At 64.0% G+C, this 10,538-nt stretch carries 11 protein-coding genes and 1 pseudogene; 5 read left to right on the top strand and 7 right to left on the bottom strand.

Annotated elements, in window-relative coordinates; translation table 11 throughout:
- Positions 1 to 438: pseudogene (locus tag GV792_RS22265) on the top strand (hypothetical protein); the annotation flags it as partial.
- Between the two features lie 214 nt (positions 439 to 652).
- Here the strand turns inward: GV792_RS22265 and GV792_RS22260 are convergent.
- The 5 genes from GV792_RS22260 to GV792_RS22240 form a co-directional block, all read right to left on the bottom strand.
- Entirely contained in the window at positions 653 to 1,039 is a 387-nt protein-coding gene (locus tag GV792_RS22260; RefSeq protein WP_163826226.1) for a hypothetical protein, read from the bottom strand.
- 43 nt (positions 1,040 to 1,082) lie between these two features.
- Complete coding sequence (locus tag GV792_RS22255; RefSeq protein WP_163826163.1) at positions 1,083 to 2,777, bottom strand: hypothetical protein; 1,695 nt, start codon at positions 2,775 to 2,777, stop codon at positions 1,083 to 1,085.
- Positions 2,778 to 2,806: 29 nt separating this feature from the next.
- A complete protein-coding gene (locus tag GV792_RS22250; protein WP_163826225.1) occupies positions 2,807 to 3,115 on the bottom strand; it encodes a hypothetical protein in 309 nt (102 codons plus the stop codon).
- A gap of 189 nt (positions 3,116 to 3,304) precedes the next feature.
- Positions 3,305 to 3,616, bottom strand: a complete 312-nt coding sequence (locus GV792_RS22245; protein ID WP_163826224.1) for a DUF6802 family protein — start codon at positions 3,614 to 3,616, stop codon at positions 3,305 to 3,307.
- A 181-nt stretch (positions 3,617 to 3,797) separates the two neighbouring features.
- Positions 3,798 to 3,989 carry a PspC domain-containing protein gene (locus tag GV792_RS22240; protein WP_163826223.1) on the bottom strand — a complete coding sequence of 64 codons (192 nt, stop codon included), beginning with the start codon at positions 3,987 to 3,989 and terminating at the stop codon, positions 3,798 to 3,800.
- A gap of 145 nt (positions 3,990 to 4,134) precedes the next feature.
- On the opposite strand from GV792_RS22240, the gene GV792_RS22235 reads away from it, so the two are divergent.
- The 3 genes from GV792_RS22235 (at position 4,135) to GV792_RS22225 (ending at position 8,233) form a co-directional block, all read left to right on the top strand.
- Positions 4,135 to 5,775 (top strand): ABC-F family ATP-binding cassette domain-containing protein, encoded by a 1,641-nt coding sequence (locus GV792_RS22235; protein ID WP_163826222.1) that lies wholly within the window; start codon positions 4,135 to 4,137, stop codon positions 5,773 to 5,775.
- Between the two features lie 100 nt (positions 5,776 to 5,875).
- Positions 5,876 to 6,487, top strand: a complete 612-nt coding sequence (locus GV792_RS22230; RefSeq protein ID WP_163826236.1) for a Uma2 family endonuclease — start codon at positions 5,876 to 5,878, stop codon at positions 6,485 to 6,487.
- A 93-nt stretch (positions 6,488 to 6,580) separates the two neighbouring features.
- Positions 6,581 to 8,233, top strand: coding sequence for a serine/threonine-protein kinase (locus tag GV792_RS22225; RefSeq protein WP_163826221.1), 1,653 nt, complete (start codon positions 6,581 to 6,583; stop codon positions 8,231 to 8,233).
- 62 nt (positions 8,234 to 8,295) lie between these two features.
- Here the strand turns inward: GV792_RS22225 and GV792_RS22220 are convergent, their stop codons facing one another.
- Together GV792_RS22220 and GV792_RS22215 are read right to left on the bottom strand one after the other, a co-directional pair.
- Positions 8,296 to 8,502, bottom strand: coding sequence for a DUF397 domain-containing protein (locus GV792_RS22220; protein WP_163826220.1), 207 nt, complete (start codon positions 8,500 to 8,502; stop codon positions 8,296 to 8,298).
- Entirely contained in the window at positions 8,499 to 9,383 is an 885-nt protein-coding gene (locus GV792_RS22215) for a helix-turn-helix domain-containing protein (RefSeq protein WP_163826219.1), read from the bottom strand. The genes GV792_RS22220 and GV792_RS22215 overlap by 4 nt, the downstream gene beginning before the upstream one ends.
- 553 nt (positions 9,384 to 9,936) lie before the next feature.
- Between GV792_RS22215 and GV792_RS22210 the strand changes: the two genes are divergently transcribed.
- The gene (locus tag GV792_RS22210; RefSeq protein WP_163826235.1) at positions 9,937 to 10,389 is read left to right on the top strand and encodes a hypothetical protein; all 453 of its coding nucleotides are present in this window, start codon (positions 9,937 to 9,939) and stop codon (positions 10,387 to 10,389) included.
- The last annotated feature ends 149 nt before the right edge of the window (positions 10,390 to 10,538 follow it).

The following is a 10,538-nucleotide window of genomic DNA, read 5'->3' as shown; positions in this document are numbered from 1 at the left end:
GCCCTCTTCCCGGCCCCCACGGCCCCCGCCGCCGAATCCATCGCCGCAGACATCGACACGTCCGCCCTGATCCTCGCCGGCGCCACCGACCTCCGCTCCACCAACTCCAACGCCATCCCCTTGGCCGCGGCCTGGGGCGGGCCGATGCTGCTGCGCGCCATCGATAAGGCCTCCGCCGACGGCCTTGCCGAAGGGCGGCGTCTGATGACGCTGCTCGGCGCGGGCAAGCACGAGCACAAAACCACCCGAGCCACCCGGGCATTGCTCACCGGCTACCTGCTCGCGACTGTCCAGGGTGACAAAACCTACGCCGCCTTCGCCGACCCAGAGGCGTCCATCCCGCACACCCACCTCATCGACCCCACCGCCGACGAAGCGCCGGTCGACAAGCCGAGCCCGGCGAAGCTGGGGCAGCTGGTGGCGTTGCTGCGGAAGTAGGTCCGATCAGGGGACCTCTCCTCGAGCTCGCTGCACCTTGCGGACGGCCCATGGGCCACCATCGCCCAACCCGCGTCGACGCCCGGCAGCCCTACGGTCACGCGTCGCCTAGCTCACAACCACGAGTGGCACACCCGCGTGACTCCCTCCCGGGTTTCGCCTCGCTGATGCGCCACTCGTCATCGCGCCTTCCGATGGAACGCACCCACGCTCGCTAGACCAACCAACTTTTCCGCTGGTAGTACTGCGACTCCTCGTCGTCGTCCTCGTCGATCGGCGCAACCACATCCTTGGACCGCCGCGCCGCCATCGACCGCGCAATAGCATCCCGCTGCTCCCGAGCCTCGGCCTCGAGCCGTTCCCGCTCCTCGGCGGCGAGGCGTTCCTTCTCGGCTTCGGCGTCGGCTTGCTCCTGCGCCTTGTGGAATTCCTCCCGGTGGTCGTCCCAGAACTGGCGCATCTCGCCGGCAGACCTCTCGGCCAGCGCACGGCTTTTCTCCGCTGTGCGCTGGTTGATATCGGCTATCTCTTCTCGCAGCTTCGCCGATCGCCATCGGCTCTCTTCGACCACCCGTTCAATTTCTTCCCCGTAGTTCACCACACCGATTCTCCTCGAATATCAGTCATTTCACCGGGAGAGTGCTTCAAAGGGGACCTGCCTCCGAGAGTTCGGCACCGGTGTCGAAGGGCTGCGGCGGCACGGGCTGGGCAGGCGGCACGGGCTGGGTAGGCGGCACCGGATCCGGAGCCGGGATCTGGACCGGTTCGGGAACAAACCCGGGATCCACGCCGTCGACCTCGGGCTGCGGATAGCTCTGCGACTTGTGCTCGCCATCCTCTTCGCGCTTGCCACCGGGCACTCCACGCGGCATCGAGCCGCCTCCCGACTGCCCCTGGTCCTGCTCGGAGTTCTCGCCCTGTTCCCCTTCCGGCGTCTCGCCGTCGGCCTTGCTCTGTTCGCCGACAACAACCGGCATGCCCTGCTCATTGAGCTCGACCTTGTAGTCGGTGGTCGTGCCGTCGGGCTCCGTGACCACCATCTTCATCTGGCCATCCGGGCCCATCTCCAATTTGACCTGTTTACCCGCGAGGTCGAGCCCCTTGTCTTCGTCCGGCTTCCCGTCCCCGTCCTTGTCGTTATCGGGGACGCCGTCGCCGTCAGCATCGACCAGCCCCGATGCGCTTGTCTGCAACTGCTGCAACGCGCCGTCGACGCCCTCGGTGATCGCGCCGGCCAGCGAACTCAGCCCATCACCGACCGCAGAAGCGACAGTCGTGATCAGCGGGGACAGTTCAGTCGCCACGTCGGCCAGCGCGGCCAGGCCGCTGACAAGGGAGTCGGTTGCCGACTCTTCCTCGTCCTCTTCCTCTTCGGTCGAGGGAGTGCTCGGTGTACTGGGGGTAGAGGGCGTACTCGGGGTGCTGGGAGTACTCGGGGTGCTAGGCGTACTCGGGGTACTCGGCGTACTCGGCGTGCTCGCTTTCGGCGTCGCGTTTGGGCAAGGATACGGTTTTTCGGTGAGGTCCCCGAACGGAGTTTTTATCGCTTCATAGATGACCTTGACAGCCGCGTCGGCAGTATCGCACGCGGTCAGAAAGGCGCGGACCTTTGCCGGGTACTCATCGAAGAAAGTTTCATTCAGCCAATCGATGCAGCGGTTCTGCAGTCGTTCATGCAATCTAGTTCCCGGAATCAGAGTCCCCGCACCGAAGAATGAGGTACTCCAAACCATTCCCTGATCTAATACGCTATCCGAAAATTCAGGAAAGATATTCAACAGCTTGTTGAACAGCCCACCTTCGGTCCAACCCTGCGACCAGCCCATGTCGGACCCGGAGACAATGGCATCCACATCCTCTGGGGTTTTCCCGTCAATCAGTACATAAAGCCCATCCTCAAGGATATCGAGAACGGAATTCGACTTATCCTTGACAATGGAACGCAGCCCCTCAGGCGCCTTGTCGAGCGCCTCCCACACCTTCTGAGCCGCATTTATATCAGTCTGGGCCATCGTGAGCTGCTCGCTGAGCATGCTCGACGCCGTCGTCGCCGCCTCACCCTCCCAGACCGATGGAAGTGTCTGCACATATCCGGACTGAGCAGTGTGCTGTTCCCGCGCGCCGTCGAGCGCTTCCTTGAGCCCATCCGCAGCACTGCGGATCTTGCCTTCATTCGTATCGCGCTGCTCGTCGAATCTTTGGCAGATTCTTCCATACTCCGGGATGCCTGCCGGGAGCTCATCGAAGGCCCTTTTATAGAGCGGTTCGAATTTCTCGAAGTATTGCAGGCTCTTGGCAGCGATGTCGTACATCCCCGCGATACTGTCGCCGTCCGACACCCGGGAAGGATTGTTAGATGCCAACGGAATCAGCTCCCCGCCTTCGTGGTATCGGTAGCATTCTCGGCATCCACATTGGAATAATTCACGACCGACGCACCGATTGCGTCACCCGAGATGGTCCCGGCTTCGGCCCAGTCTTCCAGCCATTTCTTGACCGCCTCGAGGCCGGTCTGGATATCCTTACCCTCCTGCTCATAATTCTTCCCGACTTCCGCCGGGCCGATTGTGGCGACCTTCTTGACCTGGTCCTTGACCGCGGCGGCCGAGCTTCGCAGATCGTTCCCCAGCTTCCCCAGCTCACCGGTCTTGACACCGACCGTCGACCCCGTCGTCATAGCCCAGTCCCCTCCATCCCTGCTCCTCGTTCACGACCCGAACCATGCTCGGGGTCGAGTGCTGTCTACTAGGTTTCGACGCACTCGCCCCCGGTTCGGTTCCATCGGATCTCGGCATACTTCGGCCGGATCTCTCGCGGGGAAATCTACTGTGCTCGAACGAGCGAAGCCAGGCGCAGGCGAACCGCCTTACTTCTCCCCCAACCGCCCCTCATCCGTCTTCTTCCACTCCCCCGACCCATCCGGATTCCGGTGGTACTCCCATGCCGCGTAATCCCCGTCGTCCTCCACCACAGTGACGTGGTCCGCATACCCGTCGAGATCTGTATCGGTCCAGACGTGCATGCCGTCGTCGTCGGTGGTGGTGATCGAGTCGAGGATGCCGTCGCCGTTGATGTCCTGGGTGGGGCTGTTGAGTTCGACCGCACCGAGGTCGTCCAGGGACGAGGATGCGTCGATGTCGGGCAGATCCAAGCCGGGGAATTCACCCGAGCTGATCATGGCTCCTCCTGAAACGGGACTCGTGTCACCTGCCGAATGGCGGACGACTACATCCTGTCATCCACGAACGGTTGCCGTCGAGTGCGTATGACACGTGCACCAAGTCCGCACGTATGTACCGACTCCGGACACAGCGGTGCCGGCCGCCGAATAGATCGACGACCGGCACCGCGCACCCCACTCACTTCTTGGGGATGATCAACCACAGCACCAGGTAGAGCAGGAACTGCGGGCCCGGCAGCAGGCAGGACAGCACGAAGACCAGGCGGACGATGTTGGCGTTCCACCCGAAGTATTCGGCGATGCCACCGCAGACCCCGGCAATCCACTTATCGCTGGTGGAGCGGGTGAAACGGCGTACGGGTGCGGTCATGGGAAATCTCCTCGGTCTCGATCGCTACACCATCCACTGTCCGCGAATTCCCCCGGCCGGGCATCGGTCCCGCTGCTGATACGCACCCTGATTTCCGCAGGGCCCGGGCTCAGGGTGTCCACCGACACACGGCACACTCGTGCAGGTGAGCACCACTCTGCATGCGCGCGGGCTGTCCGCCGAGCACGGCGAACGCACCCTGTTCAGCGGCCTGGATCTGACGCTCGCGCCGGGCGACGTGATCGGGCTGGTCGGCGTCAACGGCGCGGGCAAGTCCACGTTGCTGCGTATGCTCGCGGACCGGCGCGCGTCGAACGGCAGCATCACGCTCAGCCCGCCGGACGCGACGATCGGCTACCTCGCGCAGGAACCCGAACGCATCCCCGGCGAGACTGTGCTCGAATTCCTCGGCCGCAGAACAGGCGTGGCCACCGCGCAGCAGACCATGGACGCGGCCGCGGAGCGTCTCGCGGACGGCGGCGATGACGAGTACTCGCCTGCCCTCGAGCACTGGCTCGCCCTCGGTGGCGCCGACCTGGATCAGCGGGCACTGGAGGTTGCGGACGAACTGGGCCTTACAGAGAGCTTGCCCAACGGCCTCGACACCCCGATGACCGGCCTGTCCGGCGGTCAAGCCGCCCGTGCCGGTTTGGCGTCGGTGCTGTTGTCCCGCTTCGACATTCTCCTGCTGGACGAGCCGACCAATGATCTGGACCTGGACGGCTTGCACCGCCTCGAACAGTTCGTCACCGGCGTGCGTGTCCCGCTGATGGTGATCAGCCACGACCGAGAGTTCCTGGCCCGCACCGTGAACCGGATCGTCGAACTGGACCTGCCGCAACAACGTGTCGACGTCTACGACGGCGGCTACGAGGCTTTCCTCGCCGAACGCGAGATCGCCCGCAGGCACGCACGCGAGGCCTACGAGGAATTCGCCGACACCAAGGCGAATTTGGAGGCCCGGGCTCAGATGCAACGCAACTGGCTCGAACACGGCGTGCGCAATGCTCGACGCAAGGGCAAGGTCGACTCCGACAAGGCCGGCCGAAAGATGCGCGCCGAATCCACCGAGAAGCAGGCCGCCAAGGCCAGGCAGACACAGCGCCGGATCGAGCGGCTGGAGGTGGTCGAGGAGCCGCGTAAAGAGTGGGAGCTGCGCATGACGATCGCCGCCGCGCCACGCAGCGGTTCGGTGGTCGCCACCCTCGCGGAGGCGAAGGTCAGCCGCGGCGAGTTCATTCTCGGCCCGATCACCACCCAAGTCGACTGGGCCGACCGCGTCGTGCTGACCGGTGCAAATGGGGCCGGGAAATCCACATTGCTGGCGCTTCTGCTCGGAAAGCTTCTGCCGGACAGCGGAACCGCGTCGCTCGGTTCGGGTGTCGAGATCGGCGAGGTCGACCAGGCCCGCGGCCTCTTCCGCGGGGAAGCATCCCTCGCCCACACCTTCGGCACCGAAATGCCCGACTGGCCCGACGCCGAAGTCCGCACGCTCCTCGCCAAATTCGGTCTCCGCGGCCCGCACGTCCAACGCCCCTGCGAAACCCTGTCCCCCGGCGAACGCACCCGAGCCGCGTTGGCCCTATTGCAAGCCCGAGGCGTCAACCTGCTCGTCCTCGACGAACCCACCAACCACCTCGACCTCCCCGCCATCGAACAGCTCGAACAGGCCATCGACTCCTTCACCGGCACCATGCTGCTGATCACCCACGACCGCCGCATGCTCGACGCCGTGCGCGCCACTCGCCGCTGGCACCTGGCAGACGGGCAGTTGTCGGAGAGCTGATTCATCCAAGCGATGCAGGTAGCCGCCGGAATACGCCCTGGTCGGTAACATACCGTCCGTGCCCTTTCCTCATGTCGAACGCCCGGATCTTCCGGATCGCATGACGTGGGAAGAGCTGGAGCAGCTACCTGGCGAGATAGCCGGCCAGATCGAGCTGTGGGATGGCAAGGTCGTATGGGTTCGCCGCGGTCTCGTTGAGCATCAGGACTGCACGGTCGAGTTCCGTACTGCGCTACGCCGCTGCGCGCGTGAAGACATGCAGAAAGACCCTCGCCACTGCTGGCGGGTCTCGCTGGAGACGAATATCTTCTTCGGTTCGACCGGTAAGTCCGATTTCGTCACGCCGGACTTCCTCGTCTACCGGTGCCTCGAACAGGAGTACCAGGACATCCGCGCGACAGATGTCTACCTTGCGGGCGAAGTGCTCTCGCCGTCGAACACCGAACGTGATGTGGAGGCGAAGAAGGCACGGTATGCCGGCGGCGGCATCCCCTGGTACTGGGAGGTCATTCTCGGCCGCAACCCACGTCGAATCGCCACCGTGCGCGCGTTCGCTCTGGAAACCGGACACGGCAGGCTACCGGTCGACGTCACCCCCCTACGCCCCGCGAACTACATCGCGGTCGGCGAGTGGACGCCGGATGATCAGGACGGGATCGCCATCGACTACCCGTATCCGATCCGCATCCCATGGTCTGAGCTCGAGCTCTGAGTCGATACCCCGGGGCCACCCGAGCTGCCGAGGAATAACACACGTCCTAGTATCGACCCGGTTGACCGATCGGACGGGGGGAAGGCGAGCACGATGCGCGACGGTGAGGTCTTCGCCGGGTATACGATCGACCGCCAACTGGGCCGAGGCGGGATGGGCGCGGTATATCTGGCGCGACACCCTCGGCTGCCGCGCCGGATCGCGCTGAAACTTCTCAACCAGGAGCTTTTCACCGATCAAGAGCTGCGTGCGCGTTTCGAACGCGAAGCGGATCTGGTGGCGCAGCTCGATCACCCCAACATCGTGACCGTCTACGATCGCGGCGCCGACGATGACAAGCTGTGGATCTCGATGCAGTACATCGAGGGCGTCGATGCGGCCGACGTCGACCCGCGCGCTCTGCCTCCCATCCGAGCCGTGCAGATCGTCGCCGAGACGGCGAAAGCCCTCGACTTCGCCCATGGCAGAGGTGTTCTCCACCGCGACGTCAAGCCTGCCAATATCCTGCTCGCCAACGGCGGCAACGGTCAGGAACGTGTCTACCTCACGGACTTCGGCATCGCCCGCATTGCCGACGAGGCGAGCCGCCTCACCCAAACCGGTTCGTTCACCGCAACTCTCGCCTACGCCTCCCCGGAGCAGCTGACCGGCGCCGATATGGACGGCCGATCCGATCAGTACTCGCTGGCGTGCACGCTGTATTGGCTGTTGAGCGGCGGCGCCCCGTTCGAATCCACGCACCCGGCCACCGTCATCCAGGGGCATCTGCAACGGCAACCCCCGCCGGTCACCGCCGCTCGCGCCGACCTACCCCCGGCCCTCGACGCCGTCTTGGCCCGCGCCATGGCCAAACGCCCCGTCGACCGTTTCGCCTCCTGCACCGAGTTCGCGGTAGCCGCCCGGCGCGCACTGACCGGCGACGCCCCGCAGTTCGCGGTATCGCCCACTCCTGCCGCACCTATGCCCGTCGCTCCGCTCGGCCCGCAACCGGTCGGTGCGGGACAGTTCGGTGCTGGTCTGCCCAACGCGTACCCGGCACCAGTTCACCAGCAGCACAGGCATATCCAGCACGGCGCGTATCCCTATCGCCCGATGCGGCCGCCGCGTTCGAACGTGGGATGGATCGTCGGCGTAAGCATCATGATGGTCATCGCTGTTGTCGCAGGCATCGGCGTCTGGGTGGCGGTCGCCAACCGTGACACGACCCCTCCCCAGCGCGACCTCGAAGAAATGCGACTGGCGTTCCCTGGCTTGCTTCCACCGGGTGAGGTTCCGGCTGGCGAGAGGTATGCGCAGGGCACCGGATTCGGCGGAATGGGTTGCGGGGCGGATGTGATGGACGGCCTCAACACCGTCTACTGGACCTTCATCAACGGCGCCGACCCGGACATGGGCGACCCGACCGCGTACTGGGATTGCAACTACACAAACAGCTACATGATCCCGGAAGACATGATCCGGTGGCCGGAGCTGCGAGTTTTCCGGTACGAATCGGCATCCGAGGTTCAGCGCGTCATCGAGGGTCTCGGCGCACAACCCATCGAGCAAGACCTCAACAACAACGGCAAGCAGTACTCCAACCACAAGACCGGCTCGGAACCCACGTCGTCGCCGCGGATCGCGACAATTTTCCCGAACGACCCGAAGCGCGAGAACCTGCTGATCTACTCCTATGGCCTCGGTGCCCGCAACGACCCGTCGATGGACCAGCTACTGGACTGGTGGAAGACCTTGCCGCTGGATTGATTCGAGGGTGCGTCGGCGCGAACCCTGCATCGGCCGCAAGAGTTCGCGCCGACCTGCGCATCTCAGCGGCGGTCGAACCTGCCGGTGGTGATTCCGCGGGTGAAGGCTTTCCAGTCGCTGGGGGTGAAGAGGAGAGCGGCACCTGATGGGTTCTTGGAATCGCGGACGCCGACGAGGTCGCTATCGAGGAATGCAACTTCAACGCATTCGCCGTCACCCTGGCTGTAGGAGCTCTTGAACCACTGAGACACGACTGGATCGACACTCACGCCAGATACTCCTTCGCTACCTGCCGTAGCAGGTTCCTGCTGCTCACCGCATCCAGCGATCGTTGGCGGATGCTGTCGTAGGTGCGATGGTAGCTCGCGACATCTTCCGGCTTCTCGAGATAGAGGTTTCCGACGGAGCTGCCCTCGATGAAAACGACTGGCGGCTCTACAGGTTTGCGGCTTCCTTCCGGGCCGAACTCCAGGATCACACAAGGGCCGAGCCCCCGTCCGGTGGGAAACCCAGCGTTGAACGGCAACACCCTCAGCTCGACGTTCGGGAGCGTCGAGATGTCGGCCAGCTTCCTCAACTGACCTGCCATCACCTTGGGCCCGCCATTGACCCGCCGCAACCCGGCTTCACCGATGACCGCATCGATCGTTGTCGGCCGCCGCTTGCGCGTCACGATGTGCTGGCGCTTCATTTTCAACTGAACCCAGCCCGCATGTTGCTCTGCAGTCGCATCCGGATGCAGATCGCGATTCAGCGCCCGCACATAGTCTGCCGTCTGGAACAAGCCCGGCACCAGCTCCGGCTGGAAGGTCGTGATTCGTACTGCAGCGGATTCCAATCCGAAATACACGTCGAAGTCGCGCGGGATCAGATGCCCGAACTCATGCCACCAGCTCTTCACGTTCGCTTGCTTCGCGAGCCCAGTGAACGCTGTGGTGAGTAGGTCCGGTACCCCGTACAGCTCACATGCTGCCTCGACGTGGCCGACGTTAACCCTTCCGTTCTGACCGTGTTCCAGCCGGTACAGACTGCTCGATCCGATCCCGAGTAGCTCGGCCGCCTGCGGCTGACTCAGTCCAACTCGCGTCCGCCAGTCCATCAAGTAACGCCCCAGTTGGCGCCGAGGCAAAGTAGATCCGGTGTCCTGCATGGAGTCCTCCCCATCGAGGGCGGGCCGGTCGACCCGCGAAACGGGTAGAGCAAGGGCACTGCCATGGGAGAAATGCTGGGCTTTCGCACGATCAGAGCCGCTCGAACGTACATCCATCGCATAGCCCCGAGGCAGATGGTTCGCTGATGCAGTCCGATGCCGCCCCCGAAGAATCCAACCTCAATCTAGCAGCATCGGAAGCCAGCGAAAACGCTTATCCCGGAAACCGATCGGAGGTGACAAGGCCCGATATGGCGCGCGAGGGAGGTGGCTTTGGCAACGGTGTGATCTCCACACGTGCCCCCGCCAGGGCGGGTTCCCTGCCGAGTTCGGACAGGTTTCTATGCCACCTCCTGGTCGCGTACGCCGAAGCAGTCTGTCCGACCGGCGCCCACGCTACGTGCCGGATCGAAGCTTCCTGCTTCTGAGAAGACTTGTGTCCCGGTGTCGATCGCGGGCGGGCGTCGCTGTTCGTGCTCGCATGCTGAAAGGACACCGGCGGTACGGCAGCAGCTAAGTTGGGCTCGTGAATGGCACCGAAGGTATCCGGCGAATGCTCGCGCTCGGGGCAGAAGCCGACGTCGCGCTGGGCATCGACACCCGTTTGACGCTCGTTGTCACCGGCTTCATCTTCCTGTCCGCCCTGATACTTGGCACCTGGAAGTACCACGGCATCCGCACCTCCCCCGACGGCGCCGCCCACATCTACGTCGATATTGCCCACCGCGCGGCCCTCATGTATGCGTTCGCGGGCCTGGTCCTTGCTGTGTTCACCGAGCTGAGTGCATGGCCCACAGCGGTGAACCTGGTCGCTGCTGCCGTCGTTCTCGCGTTCTTCGTCGGCGCCATCGCCACCTATGCCTGGCACGGCTACCGGCGCGACACCACCAACCAGTTCCATGGTGATATCGACACGAGCCTGCGGTTATCCATGTTCGCGCTCATCGTCGGCGAGATCGGTGGGTTCCTGGTCCTGTTCACGGGGTTCCTGGTAGGTCAGTTCTGACCGACAAGGACGATAACGGCGCCCGAGCCGGGCTACCCGTCGCGTACGGGCGCTGACGGCCTCGGAGAAGAACGAGCGCTCGATACCGACAGGATGCACCCGGATCCAAGATTGGAAACCACAGAGTTCCCTCATGAATCACCGACGCG

It is taken from the genome of Nocardia cyriacigeorgica (assembly GCF_010868145.1).
In the GTDB taxonomy this organism is placed as follows: Bacteria; Actinomycetota; Actinomycetes; order Mycobacteriales; family Mycobacteriaceae; genus Nocardia; species Nocardia cyriacigeorgica_D.
This window is presented reverse-complemented; position numbering and strand designations above follow the sequence as displayed.